At 57.5% G+C, this 21,124-nt stretch carries 18 protein-coding genes; 7 read left to right on the top strand and 11 right to left on the bottom strand.

Annotated features, from left to right (window positions below; genetic code table 11):
- Positions 1-79 precede the first annotated feature (79 nt).
- The gene (locus ABVF61_RS12790) at positions 80-712 is read right to left on the bottom strand and encodes a LysE family translocator (RefSeq protein WP_353993942.1); all 633 of its coding nucleotides are present in this window, start codon (positions 710-712) and stop codon (positions 80-82) included.
- Between the two features lie 152 nt (positions 713-864).
- Here ABVF61_RS12790 and ABVF61_RS12785 point away from each other — a divergent pair, with 152 nt between their 5' ends.
- The 4 genes from ABVF61_RS12785 (at position 865) to ABVF61_RS12770 (ending at position 4,167) form a co-directional block, all read left to right on the top strand.
- Complete coding sequence (locus ABVF61_RS12785) at positions 865-1,281, top strand: HIT domain-containing protein (protein ID WP_502949998.1); 417 nt, start codon at positions 865-867, stop codon at positions 1,279-1,281.
- A gap of 83 nt (positions 1,282-1,364) precedes the next feature.
- Positions 1,365-2,309 (top strand): NAD(+) diphosphatase, encoded by a 945-nt coding sequence (nudC, locus tag ABVF61_RS12780; protein WP_353993940.1) that lies wholly within the window; start codon positions 1,365-1,367, stop codon positions 2,307-2,309.
- On the top strand, positions 2,309-2,887 hold the full coding sequence (locus ABVF61_RS12775) for a histidine phosphatase family protein (RefSeq protein WP_353993939.1): 579 nt from the start codon (positions 2,309-2,311) through the stop codon (positions 2,885-2,887). The genes nudC and ABVF61_RS12775 overlap by 1 nt, the downstream gene beginning before the upstream one ends.
- 86 nt (positions 2,888-2,973) lie before the next feature.
- Positions 2,974-4,167, top strand: a complete 1,194-nt coding sequence (locus ABVF61_RS12770; protein ID WP_502949997.1) for a lytic murein transglycosylase — start codon at positions 2,974-2,976, stop codon at positions 4,165-4,167.
- Between the two features lie 37 nt (positions 4,168-4,204).
- Here ABVF61_RS12770 and ABVF61_RS12765 read toward each other — a convergent pair whose 3' ends face one another.
- From ABVF61_RS12765 to ABVF61_RS12735, 7 genes are all read right to left on the bottom strand, one after another.
- The gene (locus ABVF61_RS12765) at positions 4,205-5,836 is read right to left on the bottom strand and encodes an ABC transporter ATP-binding protein (RefSeq protein WP_353993937.1); all 1,632 of its coding nucleotides are present in this window, start codon (positions 5,834-5,836) and stop codon (positions 4,205-4,207) included.
- A 10-nt stretch (positions 5,837-5,846) separates the two neighbouring features.
- Complete coding sequence (locus tag ABVF61_RS12760; protein ID WP_502949996.1) at positions 5,847-6,950, bottom strand: ABC transporter permease; 1,104 nt, start codon at positions 6,948-6,950, stop codon at positions 5,847-5,849.
- 93 nt (positions 6,951-7,043) lie between these two features.
- A complete protein-coding gene (locus tag ABVF61_RS12755) occupies positions 7,044-8,165 on the bottom strand; it encodes a microcin C ABC transporter permease YejB (RefSeq protein WP_353993935.1) in 1,122 nt (373 codons plus the stop codon).
- Positions 8,166-8,231: 66 nt separating this feature from the next.
- A complete protein-coding gene (locus tag ABVF61_RS12750; protein WP_353993933.1) occupies positions 8,232-10,124 on the bottom strand; it encodes an extracellular solute-binding protein in 1,893 nt (630 codons plus the stop codon).
- Complete coding sequence (locus ABVF61_RS12745) at positions 10,121-11,998, bottom strand: extracellular solute-binding protein (protein ID WP_502949960.1); 1,878 nt, start codon at positions 11,996-11,998, stop codon at positions 10,121-10,123. The genes ABVF61_RS12750 and ABVF61_RS12745 overlap by 4 nt, the downstream gene beginning before the upstream one ends.
- 116 nt (positions 11,999-12,114) lie before the next feature.
- Entirely contained in the window at positions 12,115-13,551 is a 1,437-nt protein-coding gene (locus tag ABVF61_RS12740; RefSeq protein ID WP_353993932.1) for a diguanylate cyclase domain-containing protein, read from the bottom strand.
- A gap of 138 nt (positions 13,552-13,689) precedes the next feature.
- Positions 13,690-14,241 (bottom strand): c-type cytochrome, encoded by a 552-nt coding sequence (locus tag ABVF61_RS12735; RefSeq protein ID WP_353993931.1) that lies wholly within the window; start codon positions 14,239-14,241, stop codon positions 13,690-13,692.
- A 185-nt stretch (positions 14,242-14,426) separates the two neighbouring features.
- Here ABVF61_RS12735 and ABVF61_RS12730 point away from each other — a divergent pair, with 185 nt between their 5' ends.
- From ABVF61_RS12730 to ABVF61_RS12720, 3 genes are read left to right on the top strand one after another with little or no spacing between them, the layout of a single operon-like run.
- Positions 14,427-15,173, top strand: coding sequence for a 3-deoxy-manno-octulosonate cytidylyltransferase (locus ABVF61_RS12730; protein WP_502949959.1), 747 nt, complete (start codon positions 14,427-14,429; stop codon positions 15,171-15,173).
- A 28-nt stretch (positions 15,174-15,201) separates the two neighbouring features.
- A complete protein-coding gene (locus ABVF61_RS12725) occupies positions 15,202-16,092 on the top strand; it encodes a prephenate dehydratase (RefSeq protein ID WP_353993929.1) in 891 nt (296 codons plus the stop codon).
- A 32-nt stretch (positions 16,093-16,124) separates the two neighbouring features.
- Positions 16,125-17,126: an adenosine kinase gene (locus ABVF61_RS12720; RefSeq protein WP_353993927.1), complete on the top strand. Its 1,002-nt coding sequence runs from the start codon at positions 16,125-16,127 to the stop codon at positions 17,124-17,126.
- A gap of 55 nt (positions 17,127-17,181) precedes the next feature.
- On the opposite strand, the gene ABVF61_RS12715 is transcribed toward ABVF61_RS12720, so the two are convergent.
- The 3 genes from ABVF61_RS12715 to pnp form a co-directional block, all read right to left on the bottom strand.
- The gene (locus ABVF61_RS12715; protein ID WP_353993926.1) at positions 17,182-17,802 is read right to left on the bottom strand and encodes a 2,3-bisphosphoglycerate-dependent phosphoglycerate mutase; all 621 of its coding nucleotides are present in this window, start codon (positions 17,800-17,802) and stop codon (positions 17,182-17,184) included.
- Positions 17,803-17,829: 27 nt separating this feature from the next.
- Positions 17,830-18,642 carry a 4-hydroxy-tetrahydrodipicolinate reductase gene (dapB, locus tag ABVF61_RS12710; RefSeq protein ID WP_502949958.1) on the bottom strand — a complete coding sequence of 271 codons (813 nt, stop codon included), beginning with the start codon at positions 18,640-18,642 and terminating at the stop codon, positions 17,830-17,832.
- Positions 18,643-18,869: 227 nt separating this feature from the next.
- A complete protein-coding gene (gene pnp / locus ABVF61_RS12705) occupies positions 18,870-20,996 on the bottom strand; it encodes a polyribonucleotide nucleotidyltransferase (RefSeq protein WP_353993925.1) in 2,127 nt (708 codons plus the stop codon).
- Between the last annotated feature and the right edge of the window lie 128 nt (positions 20,997-21,124).

Genomic DNA, 21,124 nt, shown 5'->3' with positions numbered 1-21,124 from the left:
AGCGCCTTATATCAGATGCCCCCTGGGGTTTGGCAAGAGCCAACACGGGCTTTTTTTCTTTCTCGGAAAATGCCTGCAGTTAGGGCCGCAGGGTCGCTAACTTCAGGCCAAAGCCCATGAATACCAATCCCGTCACGCCTTTCAACCAGCGCTGAAAAGAGGGACTGCCCGCCGCTTTCGAGAGCCGGGCGAGCAGAAAAACCATCGCGCCGAACCACAGAACATTTATCAGTGAATGGAGGCCAACCAGCAAAAACGCGGCCGCCACCGCACCTTCGCCTGCCGGGATAAACTGCGGGAAAGCAGCAAGATAAAACATTGAAACCTTCGGGTTCAGCGCATTTGTCAGAAAACCCTCGCCGAATGCCCGGACCATCGTGCGCCGCCGCCTGGCAGGTGCCACAGGCGCAGCAATTATCTTTCCCGAAAAAGCATCCTTCAAAGCTTTCAGCCCGATCCAGATCAGGTACGCGGCACCGATCATTTTCACGACAAAAAAGGCTTCCGAAGAGTGCACCAGGATTACCGAGATGCCCAGCACCGACAATGTTCCGTGCAGGAAGAAGGCGGCTACAAAACCACCGATGTTCGAACCTGCCGCCAAACGTCCGGAGGTCGGTACGGTTTTTGCGATCAGAACGCCGTTGGGACCGGGCGACATCACGAGAAGACCTGCGACAAGTGCGAAACTCAAGAGCATTTCCAAGGACATGATAAATCCGCTGCAAGAAAGAGAGTAAGCGCGAGGACGCGCGAAAAACAGGATCGCTTCTCCAGCAATCTACCCATATGCTCACCGAATGCAATCTGGGCGCTGCCTTGCAGGGGCCAGAAGAAACTTATCAGCAAAGCGGTTCGCCCAACATGTCTTCCTTTGCCCTCAATCCCCGCCTCGAAGGCGACAGCCTTTTTGTTGCCGACCTTACGCTATCGACGGTCCGGCTCATGAAGGACGCAAACTATCCATGGCTACTGCTTGTGCCACAGAAGCCCGACCTGGTTGAAATCATTGATCTCAGCGATGCCGACCAACAGCAGCTCATGAGAGAAATTGCGCTGATGAGCCGGCTCTTGCGATCCGTGACCGACTGCGAAAAGCTGAATGTCGGAGCGCTCGGCAATCAGGTGTCTCAGCTTCATGTCCACGTCATTGCCCGCTTTCGCAGCGACAAGGCCTGGCCCGGCCCGATCTGGGGTACGGTTCCGCGGGAAGACTATCAGACTGAGCAGGCCGACACCCTGATCGGCCGGTTGCGGGACGCAATTGCATCCGAACTCTGACTGGGCCTTGCTGGACACACCCTGCGCACCGCCCTAAAGTCCGGCGCAAATACGACCTGCCATATTCTTTCAAGGATCTCAGCATGCGCGCAGCGGCCGCCAGTCTCCAGGCAATGGAGATGAGCTTTATTGCCAACACTCTCGACAGGCAGTCGGAACGGCGCGGCAATACCGCCTATCTCAAAACGCTGCTGGAACGATCAGACACACGGATTGTTCTCTCGACCGACAAGACGCTTGTCTTTGAAAAGAGCGAAAATCCGCATATCGGTCACACGCTCACTTCGGCGCTGAAGCTGGGTGCTTCGCCCGACGAGATGGTGTTTCTTGGTCTCCGGCCAGACACCGGTCAGCCTCTCTTTGCAACGACCCTGCCGCGCAGCGACGAAGAATTGTCAGAACATCCGGACCTGTTGGTTCAGGAACTCAGAAATCTCGCCCTGCAAAACGCTTTTTCTGCCGAAGACCTGAGCGCGCTCGCCCAGGCCCGGGCCCTGATCCATTGGCACCGGACGCACCCGATGTGCTCACGTTGCGGCGCGAAAACCGTCATGGCCGAGGCGGGATACCGACGGGACTGCCCGTCATGCGGCGCAGCGCATTTTCCACGCACCGATCCTTGCGTCATCATGCTGATCACCCACGAGGACAAAGCCTTGCTCGGACGTCCGGCCCGTTTGCCGGAAGGTGTCTACACGACCCTTGCCGGCTTCATGGAACCAGGCGAGACCATAGAGGACGCGGTGCGCCGCGAAGTCTTCGAAGAAAGCAGGATCAGGGTTGGTGACGTATCTCTCGTTTCCAACCAGCCCTGGCCGTTTCCCGCGAACCTGATGCTCGGCTGCATTGGCACGGCAACGTCACTTGATATTGAAATCGCAGATGACGAGCTGGAGGCCTGCAAATGGTGCGACCGCGCGGAAGTAAGGCAAATGCTCGACGGCACGCACCCGGAAGAACACAGGATCCCGCCTTCGATTTCGATTGCCTATGAACTGATTACCGGCTGGCTGGAGAACCGCGTCTGATGACCTGGTGCGTTTACCTGACCCATCCTGAAGTCAATGTGGACCCCGGCGTGCCTGTGCCACAGTGGGGACTATCACCGGTCGGACATGCTCGGGCCGAGCAGGCAACGGCTCTGCCTTTCGCAAACGAGATTGGTGCCATCGTCTCAAGCGGCGAAACCAAAGCGATCGAAACAGCCCGGTACTTTGCCGCCAAGCTCTCGCTGGAGCCCCGGATCAGGGAGGACCTGCATGAAAATGACCGGTCCGCGACAGGCTTTCTGCCACCGGACGAATTCGAGCAGACAGCTGATCGTTTCTTCGCAGACCCGGCAACTTCTGTCCGAGGCTGGGAGCGCGCCATTGACGCTCAACAGCGCATCGTCGGCGGTGTGCAGGATGTCCTCACCGGCATTGACCAAGATGTGCCTGTGCTCTTTACCGGCCACGGCGCTGCCGGGACGCTGCTGATGTGCCATCTCATGGGTGTTTCGATCTCCCGGTCGCACGATCAGGCGCGTGGCGGCAGCTTGTACAGGTTCGATAAAGACTGGCTGACGACCGGTGCCGGGCAGGATTTGCACTGGATAGAAGTCTGAGTTCAGTCGGCCTCCTCGCGCGAACATGGTAGTGTTGCGCGAATGGAATTGCTCGGGAGCCTGCCGTGATCAAGGGTCTGACGTCTATCATTGCCGGAGCGCTGCTTGCGGTCGTCGCACAACCGATCGCCTCACATGCCGGTAAATACGATGCCCAGTTCCGGCAATTCCTTGCCAATGATGTCGTACCAGCCGCAAAGCGCGCCGGCATTTCGCAGGGAACGCTCGACCGGGAACTCGCCGGCCTGACGCCCGATACGTCCCTGCCCGGTCTGGTTGGCCCCGGCGGCAAGGGTGCGCCGCCGAAGGTCAATTTTCAGGCCGAGTTCCGCTCGCCGCAGCGCTATTTCCGGGACAGCCAATTCAATTCCCTGGTTCCCGGTGGCCGGCGTCTGATGCAGAAGCATGCAGCCACACTCCAGAGAATTGAGGCAAAGTACGGCGTTCCCAAACGCATCATTCTAGCGATCTGGGCAAGGGAGTCCGGTTACGGCGGCGCCAAGATCCCGCACGACGCCCTTCGTGTTCTGGCAACACAGGCCTTCATGGGTCAACGCGCCGACTTCTTCAAAGGCGAGCTCATATCCGCTCTGAAGATTTTGCAGAATGGTGACGTATCCCGCCGTGCCATGAGAAGCTCCTGGGGCGGTGCAATGGGGCAGCCACAGTTTCTGCCGTCCTCCTACCTGAAATACGCGGTCGATTTCGATGGTGACGGCAAGCGCAATATCTGGACGTCGCAAGTCGATACGATGGCGTCGATCGCCAACTACCTTGCCGCCCACGGCTGGAAAAAGGGGCGCGACTGGGGTTACGAGGTCTTCCTGCCGGAGAACATCTCCTGCACGCGCGAGGGACCGGACAACCGGCAAAAGATCTCAAAATTTGTGAGAGAGGGCGTGAAGCGGGTCAGCGGCAAACCGTTTCCCGGCAACGAACTCAACCAGCCCGGCAACATTCTCCTGCCCGCCGGGCGATATGGTCCTGCCTTCATTGCGACGAACAACTTCTATGTGCTGAAGGAATACAATGAGAGCGACACATACGCGCTGTTTGTCGGCCATCTCGCCGACCGTTACGGCAGCAACAAGGCTTTCGTTGCGGACTGGAAGCCGATGAAAGACACCACAAGGGGTGCCGTGCGGAACCTTCAGGTTCGGCTGGAGGGCCTTGGCCACGATGTCGGCGGCGCGGATGGATTGATCGGCTTCAAGACCCGGCGATCCATCGGCAAGGACCAGGAAAAGAACGGGTTCTTCGCAACCTGCTGGGTTGGCTGACCTTTAAGCGGCGTTTGACGGGACCGGGACGCCCTGCTCAGGCATTCACCACGCCTTCAGGTGCTGTTTCCAGACGGAACGCGGCGGCCATGAGTGCACGGGTGTAATCCGTTTGCGGCGCATCGAAAATACGTTCCGCCGACCCCGATTCCACGACCTTCCCTTGCCGCATGACGATCACCTCGTTGGCAAGGGCGCGAACCACTTTCAGATCATGTGAGATGAACAGATACGCCAGGCCGTGTGCCTTCTGAAGATCCCGCAAAAGGTCGACCACCTGGGCCTGCACGCTCATGTCGAGCGCAGACGTCGGCTCGTCCAGCATCACGAATTTCGGTTCCAGAACCATCGCACGCGCAATCGAGATCCGCTGGCGCTGTCCGCCTGAAAATTCGTGCGGGTAGCGGTGCCGGGTCGAGGCATCCAATCCAACCTCGATCAGAGCGTTTGCAACCTTGCGATCCCTTTCCTCAGCTGTGATCCCGGGAAAATGGACCTTGAGCCCCTCGCCGACGATATCCGAGACGGACATGCGCGGCGATAGCGCACCAAAGGGATCCTGAAACACAATCTGCATGTCACGCCGCAGCGGACGCATCTGTTTCCAGGAGTTTTTCTGAATTTCCTCACCATAGAACGCAATGCGGCCCGTTGACGAAATCATGCGCAATATGGCGAGGCCAAGAGTTGTTTTGCCCGAGCCGCTTTCACCGACGATGCCGAGCGTCTGGCCCTGTCTGACCTTGATATCTATGCCATCGACGGCCTTGATATGGTCAACAGTCCTGCGCAGAAAGCCCCGTTTGACCGGAAACCAGACCTTCAGATCATCCGCCTGCACGACGATGGGTTTGGTGTCGTCGCCCTCCGGAGGTTCTCCCTTGGGTTCTGCCGCGAGCAGGTGCTTCGTGTAGTCATGCGTCGGATGTTCGAATATGTCTGCAACAGCGCCCTGTTCGACGATCTTACCTTCCGTCATGACGCAGACGCGGTCGGAAAACTTCCTGACGATACCGAGATCGTGCGTGATAAAGAGCATCGCCATGCCCTGCTGGCGCTGCAATTCTTTCAAAAGCTCGAGTATCTGTGCCTGAACCGTCACGTCGAGCGCCGTTGTCGGTTCATCGGCGATCAGAAGGTCCGGTTCGTTGGCGAGTGCCATGGCGATCATGACGCGCTGACGCTGCCCGCCCGAAAGCTGGTGGGGATAGGAATTCAGGCGTTTTTCGGCTTCCCGGATGCCAACCTGGTTGAGCAGTTCCAGAACGCGCTGACGCGCCTGCGTGTCGCCCATCCCACGGTGTATTTTCAGGATCTCTGAAATCTGTCTTTCGACAGTGTGGAGCGGATTGAGCGATGTCATCGGCTCCTGAAAGATCATGGAGACGGTGTTGCCGCGGATTTTTCGCATCTCGCTGTCCGAAGCCGCCAGCATGTCCGTGCCGTCCAGAAGGATCTCACCGGACGGATGGGATGCCGCCGGATATGGCAAAAGCTTGAGGATCGACAGGGCAGACACTGACTTCCCCGACCCGCTTTCGCCCACGAGCGAAACGGTTTCACCCTTCTTGATGTCGAAGGAAATCTTGTCGACAGCCACCGTCTGATTGCCGCCTTGCGTGAAGACAACGGACAGGTCTTTTACGGAAACGAGCGTGTTGTTGGTCATGCGGCCGTCCTCACGCCAGGCTCTTGCGCGGATCGAAGGCATCACGCACGGCTTCGCCGATAAAGATCAAAAGGCTGAGCATCAGGGAAATCACCACAAATCCGGTGATCCCGAGCCAGGGCGCTCCGAGGTTGTTCTTACCCTGGGCCAGCAATTCGCCGAGTGAGGCCGATCCCGGTGGCAAACCGAAGCCAAGGAAATCGAGCGCTGTGAGGGTTGAGATCGAGCCGTTCAAAATGAACGGCATGAAGGTGAGCGTGGCAACCATCGCGTTCGGCAGCAGGTGCCGCCACATGATCACCGGATTTGACACGCCAAGCGCTCTGGCTGCCGATATGTATTCAAAATTCCGGCCGCGGAGAAACTCCGCGCGCACGACTCCCACAAGCGCCACCCAAGAAAAGGCAAGCAGGATCGTGAACAGCGTCCAGAAGCCGGGAACCAGGAACGACGACACGATCAGTATGAGATAGAGCGAAGGAACGGCCGTCCATATTTCGATAAACCGCTGGGACAGAAGGTCTACCATCCCGCCATAGTAGCCCTGGACCGCACCGGCCGCGATGCCAATGACGGAGGACGCGAGTGTCAGGCTCAGACCAAAAAGTACCGACACACGGAACCCGTAGATAACGCGCGCCAGAACGTCACGCGCCTGGTCGTCCGTTCCAAGCCAGTTCCAGTTGCCTATGATGCAGTTTGGATCGTCGGCCCCCAGCGGATAGCGGGCACACCGCGTTTCCTTGTCCATCGTCCATGAGGGTGGCGCTGGTGCCGTGACCGGTATTTCCCTGTTCACCGTTTTGAAGTTGTAGCGAACCGGTGGCCAGATCATCCAACCGTTTTCTTCGATGATCTCCTGAATGAACGGGTCGCGATAGTCGGTCACCGGAAAGGCGAACGGATCGTCACTGAACCTGTCTTCAGGATAATCAATCAGCGCAGGTACCAGCAGGTCACCCTTGAAATACACCAGGATCGGTCGGTCATTCGCCAGAAAGTTGGCAAGCAGCGCCAGTACAAACAGAACCAGGAAAATCCAGAGCGACCAGTAACCGCGCTTGTTTGCCTTGAAGTTTGCCAGACGCCGCTGATTGATCGGCGCCATCTGCATGAATGTCGGCGGCGGCGCGGTTTCCTCAGGCAATGGATTATAGGCGTCGTAACCGCCGCTTTCGAGATTGTCCTGCGTTTGCGAATCCATCGCTCAGACCTCCCTGCTCTCAAAATCGATCCGCGGATCAATCCAGGTGTAGGTGAGGTCCGAAATCAGGCCGATGACCAGTGCCATCAGTCCGAAGATATAGGCTGTCGCAAAAACGACGGCGTAGTCGCGGTTGAGGATGGATTCAAATCCGAGCAGACCCAGTCCGTCGAGCGTGAACACCGTTTCAATCAACAATGAGCCGGCGAAAAAGGCCGAGATGAACGCCCCCGGAAAGCCGGCAACCACGATCAACATGGCGTTGCGGAAGACGTGGCCGTAGAGAACCTGCTTTTCCGTAAGCCCTTTCGCGCGGGCGGTGACCACGTACTGCTTTCGGATTTCATCAAGAAAGGAGTTCTTTGTCAGCAACGTCGTCGTTGCGAACGCGGACAGAACCATGGCCGTCAGCGGCAGTGCCAGGTGCCAGAAATAGTCGACAATGCGCTCCGGCCAGGACAACTCCGCCCAATTGTCCGATGTCAGACCGCGCAGCGGAAAAATGTCCCAGAAGGAGCCGCCTGCAAACAGGACAATCAGGAGAACGGCGAAGAGAAACCCGGGTATCGCATACCCGACAACGATCACGCCCGACGTCCATACATCGAATCGCGAGCCGTCGGACACCGCCTTGCGAATACCGAGCGGGATCGACACAAGGTACGATATCAGCGTCATCCAAAGTCCGAGTGAGATGGAGACCGGTAGTTTTTCGGCAATCAGATCTATGATCTTGATGTCGCGAAAATAACTTTCCCCAAAATCGAAGCGCGCATAGTTCCAGAGAAGTATCAGGAATCGTTCGAGCGGCGGCTTGTCAAACCCGAATTGCTCTTCCAGTTGCTTGATGAATTCCGGATCGAGCCCCTGGGCGCCGCGATACTTCGACGTGACGCTGTCGGCCGCCGAGCCCGTGCCGCCGGACGTGTCGTTGCTAGCCCCGACAAAATCATTGCCACCGCCACTGATCCGCGAGGTCGCGGAAACATCCGTACCCTGCAGCTGCGCGATGACCCTTTCGACCGGCCCGCCGGGAGCAAACTGAACGATCATGAAGTTGACCGCCATGATCCCGACAAGTGTCGGTATCATCAACAGCAAACGGCGAAGGATATAGGCACCCATGGGGTTCGTGCGTTCCCTTTTCTTTGTCTAGGCCTTCTGGAACGGGCTCAGGTATCTTTTGGAAGATTACCCGGCTTTGCCGAGTTTTTCTGCCTTTTCCTGGTCTATCCACCAGAGATCTTCAACAGGAAAGAAATAAGGCGGCGTTATGTCTGGATGACCGAAGATGTCCCAGACCGCGACGTTGTGAACAGGTTTGAACCATTGCGGCACCCAGTAGTGGCCGGACCGCAAGACCCTGTCGAGCGAACGGGCGGCAACGTTCATTTCTGCCCGGGTATCTGCTTCAAGAGCCTTGTCGATCAAGGCATCAACAACCGGATCCGCGATACCGGCGATGTTATAGGTGCCCGGCGTCTTTGCCGCGGCAGAGCCCCAGGATGTCCGGATGGCTTCGGAAAGCGTTGCGTTCAAAGAGTAGCGGCGCGAGCAAATGTCGAAATCGTAGTCGTTCAGCCGTGACTGGTATTGCGCCGCGTCGACCAACCTGAAGGTCGCCTTGATGCCGAGCCGCTCAAGGTTCTTGATATAGGGATTGAGGATCCGTTCGAAGGCCGGCGAATTGTTGAGAAACTCGATGGTGAGCTGCTTTCCGTCCGGTCCGACAAGCTCTGTACCCTGACGTTTGTATCCTGCGTCTGAAAAGAGTTGACTCGCCTCGCGCAACAGGTTGCGGTCAAAACCCGAGCCGTTGCTGACCGGCTGGATATAGGCTTCCTCAAAGACGCTTTCAGGCAGCTGATCGCGGAAGGGCTCGAGGAGCGCCAGTTCCTCCGGCGTTGGCAGCCCCGTCGCCTTCATTTCGGAATTCTCAAAAAAGGACTGCGTTCGCTCATAAAGATCGAAAAACAGGTTCTTGTTGGACCATTCGAAATCAAATGCGTAGCTGAGCGCTCTGCGGACGCGCGGATCCTTGAACTTCTCCCGCCGCGTGTTGATGAACCAGCCCTGAGCGCCTGACGGACGCCCGTCGGGAAAATTCTTTTTGACGACGCGCTTGTCCTCGGCTGCAGGGAAATTGTATTCGGTCGCCCAGATTTTCGACCGGAATTCTTCCCTGTAGGTCATCTCCCCCTTCTTGAAAGCCTCAAACGAGATCTGGAGATCGCGATAGAAATCGACCCTGACAACGTCAAAGTTTTTCTGTCCCTTCAGGACCGGCAGATCGTTCCCCCAATAGTCCTGGACCTTGTGGTACTCCACAAACCTGCCCACGGCATGCTTGCCGACCTTGTAGGCTCCCGATGAAAGTGGGGCCGTCAGTGTGCTCTGACTGAAATCGTAAGCGGTGTAGTACCTTTTGGAGAAAATCGGCAGCGCGGCGATCAGCAGCGGCAGTTGACGGGACTGTTTTCCCGAAAACTGGAGAGCGACGCGGTATTCATCCAGAATTTCCGCATCCAGAAGCTCCTGGATGTTCTGGCTGATTTGCGGATGTCCGTCCGCCTTAAGAAGCATCAGCGAAAACGCAACGTCTTCGGCCGTCAGTTTGGATCCGTCGTGAAAGCGGGCTTCGGGTCTGAGATTGAACGTATAGGTATTGCCATCTTCGGAGATCTCGACCGTTTCCGCGAGCAGGCCGTACATCGCATCGGGCTCGTCATAGGCGCGAACCATCAACGTGTCGAAACACAGTTCCATGCGCGGCGGCGCGTCGCCCTTCAAAATGAATGCATTGAAGGTGTTATAGGTCAGGCTGTTCTGGTTGTAGTACCAGTAAGGCGCTTGAAAGATGAACCTGCCACCCTTCGGCGCGTCCGGATTGACATAGTCGAAATGCGTGAAATCCGGTCCGTATTTCAGGTCACCGAACACGGAGAGACCATGACGCGGCTTGCCGGGAACCGGCCCCCCTCCGGCGAAGGCTGCGCTGGGAACGAGCGGCGTGGATGCAGCGAGCGCGGCGGCACCGGTCAATTTCAGGAGTTTCCGGCGCGACGGCCTTGAAAAGGTATTCATCTCGCAGCTCCCGTCTTTTCAGCCAGATCCTGATCGTACCACCAGATCGACGGGAAGCCTGTTGAAAACTCCGGCATGTTTTCCGGATGCGCAAACCGGTTCCAGCGGGCTGTCCGCGTTTCACCGGTGTAAAACTGCGGTACCAGATAGTGGTTCCACAAAAGAACGCGGTCGAGTGCCCGCGTTGCCGCGACCAGCGTATCCCTGTCCTTTGCAAAAATGACCTTGTCGATCAGGTGATCGATCGCCGGGTTCTTAATGCCCATGTAATTGGCGGAACTCGGGTTGTCGGCAGCTTCAGATCCCCAGTATTCCCTCTGCTCGTTGCCGGGCGACAGGGACTGCCCGATTGCGAGCGTCGTTGCGTCGAAATCCCGGCTGCGGATGCGGTTGATGAACTGAGACGTATCGATGAGACGCAAGATCGGTTTGATGCCGATGCTTTCAAGGTTCTTGGCGTAGGGCAGAAGCGTGCGTTCGCTGGCCTTGTCCCGGTAAAGAAATTCGATGCTGAGCTGCTCGCCGGTCGCCGGATCGATCATCTTGCGGTCCTTGAATTCAAATCCCGCTTTGTTGAACAATTTCACCGCTTCGCGCAGGTTGGCGCGCACGTTACGCGGATTTCCGCCAACCGGGTTTTTGAATTCTTCGGTAAAGACTTCAGGCGGAACCTGGTCCCTGACCTCTTCCAGGATTTCCAGTTCCTTGCCTTCCGGCAGTCCGGACGAGGCAAGATCCGTCCCGGCAAAATAGGAATTGATCCGCTTCAGGAGATTTGCCGAAACGATCTCGTTGGTGGTCTCAAAATCGTAGGCGTAGTTCAAAGCCCTGCGCACATCGGGATTTTTGAACTTGTCCCGGCGCAGGTTCAAAAAGAATCCCTGCATCACGCCGGACGACTTGTCGATGAAAATTTCCTTGACCACACGTCCGTCTTCTATCGCCGGAAAGTCGTAACGTTTTGCCCACTGACTGGAGCTCCGCTCCAGGTGATAGTCATACTGGTCACCCTTGAAGGCTTCGAACTGAACGGCATCATCGAGAAAGAGGATATAACGAAGCTCGTCGAAGTTCCCGGTCCCGGCCCTGATCGGCAGGTCCTTGCCCCAATAGTCGTCAACGCGCTCGTAAATCACATTGCGGTTCGGAGAAAAATCCTTGATCCGGTACTGGCCGGATCCAAGCGGCGGCTCAAGCGTTCCCTTCGAAATGTCGCGCTTCTCGCCCTTGTCGTTCGTGCCTTCCCACCAGTGCTTCGGCAGGATATCCAGCTGTCCCATGATCTTGGGAAGCTCCCGGTTGCCGGCGGTATCGAAGGTGAAGCGGACGACGCCGTCGCCGACGATTTCCGTTTCGGCAACATTCTGAAAGTAGAATTTTCGTTGCGGATTTAGCTCAATCGCCTTTTCAAACGACCAGATCACGTCCTCTGCCGTAACGGGCTCGCCGTCGTGCCATCTGGCGTTGGGATTGAGGCGGTATTCAACCCAGGAATAGTCGTCCGGGAATCGCACCGCCTCCGCGAGCACGCCATAAGCCGCACTGATGTCTTCTTCATCGAGCGATGGCTCCATGAGGCTTTCATAGATGTTCTGAATGCCCGGTGCCGGGTTGCCCTTGGTCAATATGAAATTGAACGTATCGAAACCGCCCCTGCTGGCCAGGCGCACCGTGCCGCCTTTGGGCGCATCCGGATTGACGTAATCGAAGTGGGTAACGTCGGGTCCGTATTTCGGAGTGCCGTTCAACGCCGATGCATGGTGCCACTCAGCTTCTTCCGCATTCACCGGCACTGCAGCCAGACTTGTGAAAGAAATAAAACCCGCAAACGCTGCAATTGCAGTCGCCGCATTCCAAGCGCGCGATCCTAACACTATCGGTTTCTCCGTCCCGTTCCGTTCCTCAGACCCAGATTCATAGGGTTGCTTGAACAATAGTGTAGGGATCACCTGACCAAAGGTCACGCGCTGGATGCCATTATGACATAAATTTAACCAGCTTGAGGGACGCCGTTTTCCGGAACATTCATTGCCGACTGTTTGGATCTGGCTTTTTGCGCATACATGCGACGGTCGGCAACACGCAAGAGGTCGGCGACCGTCGAGGCGTCTTTGGGGAAACTCGCGCTGCCAACGCTCGCCTTAACGTCAATGGAGGCACCTGAAAACTCAAACACCTGTGTGACGCGTTCCAGCATGCGGTGGACGAACGTATCTTTTTCCGGGCTGCGCATGTTTCCAGGCGTCAAAACGATGAACTCGTCTCCGCCGACCCGCGCGACCGTATCGGATTGACGGGTCTGGCTTTGCAGTCGGTCTCCGATCTCGATCAGCAACTGGTCACCCACCGAGTGACCATAGCTGTCGTTGACGGGTTTGAATGCATCCAGATCCACGTAAAAGATCTCAAAACCCACGCCGGATCGCTCGCACATGGCAGCCAGCTGATGCATGCGTTCTTCAAGCAGGCGCCGGTTTGCCAGACCTGTCAGCGGGTCGTGCAGCGCCATAGACCTGACCTTGTAAATCTCGCTGATCAGCAGGAACGCCATGACGCCGAAGACAAGGGAAATAAGGCTTCCGATGAATTGCGTGATCCAGACCTCTTTACCAGTGCTGGACCAACCACCGGACGGATAACCCAGCAATTCCCAGTTCAATCCGCCTGGCAAAAGAAGCGGCAAGGCGACATGGTCCTGTTCGGCAAGTTTTTTGTCACCGAACAGAATTCTGGCGGCGGACCCGTCCTCGCCCTTGTCAACGACGGACAGATTGATGTCGTTGATCACCGGTTTGATGCCGGCCGAGGCCATCAGGCTTTCTTCATCAAGAACGAGCGATGCAACGCCCCAGTAGCTTCGGTCCGCCAGCGACTGGCCTGAAAATTCCGCCGGATACACAGGAATTCTGATCAAAAGCGCGCGGCCACCCTGTACCAGTTCAATCGGTCCGGCAATCACGGTCTCACGCGACACCATTGCCTTTTCAACGGCCGGCCATTGTGAAGCATTCGAACGATAGTCCAGCCCAAGTGCCGCTTTGTTCGGCTCCAGCGGGAAAACAGCCCGCAAAATATTGCCGGGCGCCAGACCTATCGAACGGATAGATGGATTTTCATTGATCAGTTCAGTCGAAATGTTCCGATAGTCGGCAGCGACAAATCGCTTGTCCTTGAGTTCGGCAACAAAGGCTCTTAACGCGAGCCCGTGTGCGACAGTGCGGCTGATTTCCGTTTCAAGGCGCGCGCGCGCCTCCGACAATTCGGTCGCTATGTCGCGCTTGTGTTGGGCGACGAGTTCGTTGCGGATCAGAAGGCCAACATGCGCCGTCACCGCGATCCCTGTCAGGAAACAGATAATCGCAATAGCGGAGGCTGCCCAGGTTCCATTGGACCTGGACACAAATTTTCGCGTCAGCTGCCTGCCCATTCGGCCCCTGCCCGACGTTAACCCAAACGTCACCCTACAACGGAAGCCAAACTTTGTTAATTTTTCCTGTAAATCAAGAAAAAGCCGGGCGAGTGGCCCGGCTTTGCACAACTGATCCCGCGTTGAAACGGGATTATATCATTCTGCCGGAAGCGGCTTGGGTGCTCCAGACTGTTCTCTGAGGTACGCAATCATGTCTGCCCGCTCTTCCGGCCTGCGCAGTCCGGCAAAGCCCATGGAGGTGCCGTTGATGTATTTCTTCGGAGCCTCGAGGAAGTTGTTCAGGGACTCATAAGTCCACTCAGGGTTCTCTTCGCCGTATGTCGCCATCGCCGACGAATACCGGAACCCTTCATGACCACCCGGCTTGCGGCCGACGATATCCCAGAGCGCCGGTCCGACCTTGTTGGCGCCGCCTTCGTCAAACGTGTGACACGCAGTGCATTTCTTTGCGACATTAGCGCCTTCAGACGCAGACGCTGCGAGCAGAAGTTCGGAAATCGGAACCGCATCCGGTTCAGCTTCGACCGTGGACGTTGCATCCGGAGCCGCTTCCACGACGATTTCGTAACCTGGTTGTCCGGGAATTGTCGGGTGGAAGATGATGTCGGAGACAATCCCAACACCCATAGTCAGAATAAGAACCATCAGAACCGCACCAGCGGCCTTGTTCAGCGTGAAGGAATCCATTCTCTCCGGCTCCAAGCTCATGCGCGCCCGGGCCCGCGATGCCGATCGCGAACCCTATCAGCTTTTGTAAATTTTCCGGAACCTACAAATTTTTTGACCTCGCTGTCCATAGCTTTAAAAGGGCAACTGATATGACAAACGGACGCGGCGCGCTTTTTTAGCTTAGAATCGTCGTCGCCCGCCCCATGGAGACCCTTTTGACGTCAACACTGGTGATCATTCCTGCCCGCCTCGAGGCAACCCGCCTGCCACGCAAAATTCTTGCAGACATCTGCGGAAAACCGATGATCGTGCGCGTTGTGGAGCAAGCGTTGCAGGCTGACATAGGACCTGTGGCGGTTGCCTGCGATCATGCAGAGATTGCCGAAGCTGTGACAGACCACGGCGGCAAGGCCATTCTGACCCGCAGCGACCATGCTTCCGGCTCCGACCGTATCCAGGAGGCCGCCGAACTGCTGGATCCCGAAGGGCGATTCGATGTTATCCTGAATGTGCAAGGCGATGTGCCGCTCATCGAACCCGGGGCAATTCGCGCCGCCTTCGCGCCTCTGGAAATCCCGGACGTTTCGATCGGCACCATCATGACGGAAATTACGGAACACAGGTTCCGCGACGATCCCAGTTTCGTAAAGGCCGTGACGACACCCAACGGTCAGGGTCATCACAGGGCACTGTATTTCACCCGGACAACAGCACCTGGTGGGGAGGGTGTGCTTTATCAGCACATCGGCGTTTATGCCTATCGCAGGTCCGCGCTCGACCGGTTTGTTCGCCTTCCCCCATCTCCGCTGGAGCAGCGCGAAAAGCTCGAACAGTTGCGCGCGCTCGAAGCAGGCATGCGTATTGACGTTTCAATCATTGACAGCGCCCCCATGGATGTGAACACACCTGACGACCTGGAACGCGCCCGAGCCGCTTACCAGACCCTATGAACCAGACTGCCAGAACGCGAAAAGATCCATGACAGACAGAAAGAAAATTGTATTTCAGGGAGAAACCGGCGCGAATTCCCACATGGCCTGCCGGAGTGTTTATCCGGACTATGAGGCGATTCCCTGCGCGACGTTCGAGGATTGCTTTTCCGCGATGGCCGACGGTACAGCCGACCTTGCCATGATACCGATTGAAAATTCCGTTGCCGGCCGCGTCGCGGATATCCATCACCTGCTGCCGAAATCCGACCTTCACATCATCGGCGAATATTTCATGCCGATCCGGTTTCAGCTGATGGCCCCCAAAGGTGCAACCGTACAGTCGCTGAAAAAGGTCCAAAGCCATATTCACGCTCTGGGTCAGTGCCGCAACATCATCCGCGAGCTGGGCCTGACGGCCGTTGTCGGCGGCGACACGGCCGGATCTGCACGTCAGGTCGCCGATCTTAACGATCCAACCGTGGGTGCGTTTGCGCCGGAAATGGCCGCGGAGATTTACGGGCTCGACATTCTGCGACGGGACGTGGAAGACGCGGCGCACAACACGACGCGTTTCGTGATCCTGTCGCGCGAAAAGATGGAAGCGGCCCATAACGGGCAGCCGGTGATCACGACATTCATCTTCAGGGTCCGCAACGTGCCGGCTGCGCTTTACAAGGCGCTCGGCGGGTTTGCGACCAACGGCGTCAACATGACCAAGCTGGAATCCTATCAGTTGGAAGGCCAGTTCTTCGCCTCGATGTTTTATGCCGACGTCGAAGGTCATCCGGAGGATCCAGCAGTCGGCCTTGCTCTCGAAGAGCTCGCCTTTTTCTGCGCTGAACTGAACATCCTCGGCGTTTACCGCGCAAGCCCGTTCCGGGACAAGATCAAGGAACCGGAAGCCAATCGCGCCCTGCGCCCAAACCCACATTCCTGAACCTGCCCAAGCAGTGAGCAACAGAGGTATTTATGACCGAAACGAGATTTGATGCGCTTTGCATCGGTAATGCGATTTGCGATGTCTTCGCCCATGTCGAAGAAGATTTCCTAGTTCGGGAAAGTCTGGTCAAGGGATCCATGCGGCTGATCGACACCGAAGAAGCAGTGCGTTTGTTCGACAAGATGGGTCAGACCGTGCGCATCTCCGGCGGCAGCGCGGGCAACACAGCGGCGGGCATCGCTTCGCTTGGTGGCAAGCCCGCCTATTTCGGAAAGGTTGCCGAAGACGAACTTGGTGACAGCTACTATCACGACATGAACGGGACCGGTGTTTATTTCAATACGCCCCGCCTGGTGGATGGCAACCCGACCGCACGTTCGATGATCCTGATTACGCCCGACGGCGAGCGGACCATGAACACGTATCTCGGCGCTTGCGTCGAATTCGGCACGACCGACGTTGACGAAGAGGTCGTTGCCGCATCGGCGGTGACCTATATGGAAGGGTATCTGTGGGATCCTGAAGAGGCCAAGAAAGCCTTTTTGAAGGCTGCGGACGTCGCCCATGCGAACGGGCGGAAAGTCGCGATCACCTTGTCGGATTCCTTTTGTGTCGACAGGTACCGCAGCGAATTTCAGGCTCTGCTGACAGATGGTGTCGTCGACCTCATGTTCGCGAACGAGCATGAACTCAAGGCGCTCTACCAAACGTCGGATCTCGATAGCGCGATCGCAGGAGCCCGCGAGACCGGAGCGCTGACCGCCCTGACACTCGGCTCAGAAGGGGCCATGGCGTTCAAGGGAGACGAAACCGTCAAGGTCGCCGCGCAGACTGTCGACAACGTCGTCGACCTGACAGGAGCAGGTGACCTGTTTGCATCCGGTTTCCTCTTCGGTCTGGCGCGGGACTACAAGCTCGGAGACGCAGCGGAACTCGGCTGCCTGTGCGCTGCCAATGTCATCAGCCATGTCGGCGCACGGCCGGAAAAGCCGCTGAAAAACGTTGCCGCACAGGGCGGATTTGAAATCTGATCACAAAAAAGGCGGTCTCAATGACCGCCTTTTCGTTGTTTCGTGCAACCGGGTGTCAGTCAGCCAGATCCTGAACGCTTACAACGCCGCCATTTTCATCCAGCCTGTAGACGATGGGGGTTCCGGTGCCGAGTTCCCTCTTCAGGATTTCTTCCGGGCTCAGGCCTTCCAGCTCCATGATAAGCGATCTCAGCGAGTTGCCGTGCGCCGATACGAGCGTACGTTTGCCTTCAAGTACGCGCGGAAGAATTTCCGCCTTGTAATAGGGCAGAACGCGCTCCGCGGTCATTTTCAGGCTCTCGCCACCGGGAGGCGGCACGTCATATGACCGGCGCCAGATGTGCACCTGTTCTTCGCCGAATTCCTGGCGCGCCTGATCCTTGTTCATGCCGGTCAGATCACCGTAGTCCCGTTCGTTCAGCGCTTGATCCTTCAGTGTTTCCAGACCGGACTGGCCGAGTTCACCCAGGATGATATCGAGCGTCCTCTGCGCACGGGAAAGCACCGATGTGAACGCAATATCGAATTCCAGCTTCAGGTCGCGCAACTGCTGGCCTGCCTTATGCGCTTCGGAGACGCCCTGCTCGGTCAGGCCGGGGTCCTTCCAGCCCGTGAACAGGTTCTTCAAATTCCACTCGCTCTGTCCGTGACGGACAAGTACAAGAAGGCGTTCCATGCCGTTCTCCTTAAACTAGATAAATCGTCATGCGTTCAGGCCGAGGACATCGGCCATCGAATAAAATCCGGGTTTTTGATCAAATCCCCATAGCGCCGCCTTGACTGCACCGCGTGCAAACAGCTGCCGGTCCTCGGCCCGGTGGGTGAGCTCAATGCGTTCACCCTGGCCGGCAAAGACGACCGAATGCTCGCCGATGACCGATCCCCCCCGCAAGGTGGCAAAGCCGATGTCGCCGGTTTTTCTGGGATCCATGATGCCGTCGCGGGACCGCACCGAGTGAGAGGGCAGGTCTATGCCGCGCCCTTGCGCAGCCGCCTCGCCCAACAGGAGCGCGGTGCCGGAAGGTGCATCCACCTTGTGCTTGTGATGCATCTCGATGACCTCGATATCGAAATCGGGATCGAGCGCAGCCGCAGCCTTTCGAACGAGGCTTGCCAGCAGGTTCACGCCAAGGCTCATATTGCCCGACTTGACGATGCGTGCATGCCGTGCGGCCGCTTTCAGAGGCTCGTCTTCGCCATCTGCCCAGCCTGTTGTGCCGATGACATGAACAATGCGCGCCTGAGCGGCGAGCTCGGCGAACCACAGCGTCGCAGCCGGGGCGGTGAAATCCAGAACACCGTCGGAATTTGCAAAAGCCGTCAGGGGATCGTCGGTAACAGCAACTCCGAGAGGCCCGACGCCAGCAAGTTCACCGGCGTCCTTGCCAAGGAATTCGGAGCCTTCCCGCTCAATGGCTGCAACGACTTCCGTTCCGTCCTGTTCGGTCACCGCCTGCGTCAATGCACGCCCCATTCTGCCGCCGGCGCCGACGATTACCAAGCGCATATGACCCATGCCTGTCCTCTTTCTCTCTATTCGCTCGCGGGTATAGCAGCTTCGCCGGAAGAGGCAAATCCATGTTCAGGTATCAGCGGCTATTCTCGATTGCCGCCCGAATGAGGCCCGGTTCAAAAACCGGATTCGCGCGGCATTGGCATGAGGGCTGTGCAGGCGGCGCGCAAATAAAAACGCGCGAAAGACGATGCCCTTCGCGCGCTCTTTTTCAGAAAATGCAGAGTAGCTTATTCTGCGGATTCTTTTTCGATTTCCTTGCCGGTCTCCTGGTCGACGACCTTCATGGACAGGCGCACCTTGCCACGCTCATCGAAGCCCATCAGCTTGACCCAGACCTTGTCGCCTTCCTTGACAACGTCGGTGACCTTGCCGACCTTGCGCGGCGCCAGCTGCGAGATATGCACCAGGCCGTCCTTCGCACCGAAGAAGTTCACGAACGCGCCGAAGTCGACGCATTTGACGACCGTGCCTTCGTAGATCACACCGACTTCCGGCTCTGCCGCGATGGAGTTGATCCAGTTGACAGCTGCCTTGATCGCCTTGCCGTCCGAGGACGCGATCTTGACGGTGCCATCGTCTTCGATGTTGACCTTCGCGCCGGTCTTTTCGACGATCTCGCGGATGACCTTGCCGCCCGAACCGATGACTTCACGGATCTTGTCGACCGGAATTTTCATCATTTCGATGCGCGGTGCGTGTTCACCCAGCTCCGAACGGGCTTCGGTGATCGCCTTGGCCATTTCGCCCAGAATGTGGATACGGCCGCCTTTTGCCTGTTCCAGAGCGACCTTCATGATCTCTTCGGTGATGCCGTCGATCTTGATGTCCATCTGCAGCGAGGTGATACCACCTTCAGTACCGGCTACCTTGAAGTCCATGTCGCCGAGGTGATCTTCGTCGCCGAGAATATCGGACAGAACTGCAAAGCGCTCGCCGTCCTTGATCAGGCCCATCGCGATACCCGCAACCGGTGCCTTCAGCGGAACACCTGCATCCATCAGCGCCAGCGATGTGCCGCAGACGGTTGCCATGGAGGACGAGCCGTTGGATTCGGTGATTTCGGATACGACACGCAGGGTGTACGGGAAATCATGGTGCTGCGGCAGCATCGGGTTGATCGCACGCCAGGCCAGCTTTCCGTGACCGATTTCGCGGCGTCCCGGTGACCCCATGCGACCCGTCTCACCGACGGAATAGGGCGGGAAGTTGTAGTGCAGCATGAAGTGCGACTTCACGGTGCCTTCCAGCAGGTCGATGAACTGCTCGTCTTCACCCGTGCCGAGCGTAGCGACCACGAGACCCTGGGTTTCACCGCGTGTGAAGAGCGATGAACCGTGTGCACGCGGCAGAATGCCGACTTCCGAGGAAATGGCACGAACGGTGGAAAGATCGCGGCCGTCGATACGCGTGCCGGTGTCGAGGATGGCGCCGCGAACGATCTCTGCTTCCAGTTTCTTGAACTGCTCGCCAAGAACGGTGCCTTCCGGTGCCTCGCCGTCGGCAGCGTTCGTGATCAGGGCCTCTACAACCTTCGCCTTGGCGGCATCGACAGCGTTCTTGCGGTCAGTCTTCGAGGTGATCTTGTAGGCAGCCGTCAGTTCATCTGCAGCCATGGCCTTGACCTTGCCGAACAGGTCGGAATGGTCCGGTATGGAAAGTTCACGCGGCTCTTTCGCAGCGGTTTCGGCCAGCTTGATGATCGCGTCGATCACGGTCTGGAAACCTTTGTGACCGAACATCACCGCGCCGAGCATGGTGGCTTCGTCCAGTTCCTTGGCTTCCGATTCCACCATCAGAACCGCGTCATTCGTACCGGCGACGACCAGATCGAGCGCGCTCTCCGGCATGTCGTCAACAGCCGGGTTCAGCACATATTCGCCGTTGATGTAACCGACGCGTGCGCCGCCGATCGGGCCCATGAACGGAACGCCGGACAGCGTCAGGGCAGCAGAGGCCGCGACCATCGCCAGGATGTCCGGGGCGTTTTCCATGTCATGAGACAGAACGGTGATCACGACCTGGGTGTCGTTCTTGTAGCCATCTGCAAACAGCGGGCGGATCGGACGGTCGATCAGACGCGAGGTGAGCGTCTCATGTTCGGAAGGACGTCCCTCCCGCTTGAAGTAGCCGCCCGGAATCTTACCGGCGGCAAAGGCTTTTTCCTGGTAGTTTACGGTCAGCGGGAAGAAATCCTGTCCCGGTCTCGGCTCCTTTGCGGAGACGACAGTCGCCAGAACCTTTGTTTCGCCATAGGTCGCCATAACTGCGCCATCGGCTTGACGCGCAACCTTGCCCGTCTCGAGAACGAGCGGCCGTCCGCCCCACTCGACTTCCACACGATGAATATCAAACATCATCTGTCCTTACGTATTTGCCCATTCCGTGCTGCTTTCGGTACAGCTTTCGCGAACAGGCACATTCCCGGTCGGCCCCGGATGGGCCGGTTACCGGCGGACAGGTCACGGGCAAGACAACGAGCTGC

Source organism: Roseibium sp. HPY-6, assembly GCF_040530035.1.
In the GTDB taxonomy this organism is placed as follows: domain Bacteria; phylum Pseudomonadota; class Alphaproteobacteria; order Rhizobiales; family Stappiaceae; genus Roseibium.
The sequence above is the reverse complement of the archived record's forward strand: the minus strand, read 5'-3'. Positions and strand labels throughout refer to the sequence as shown.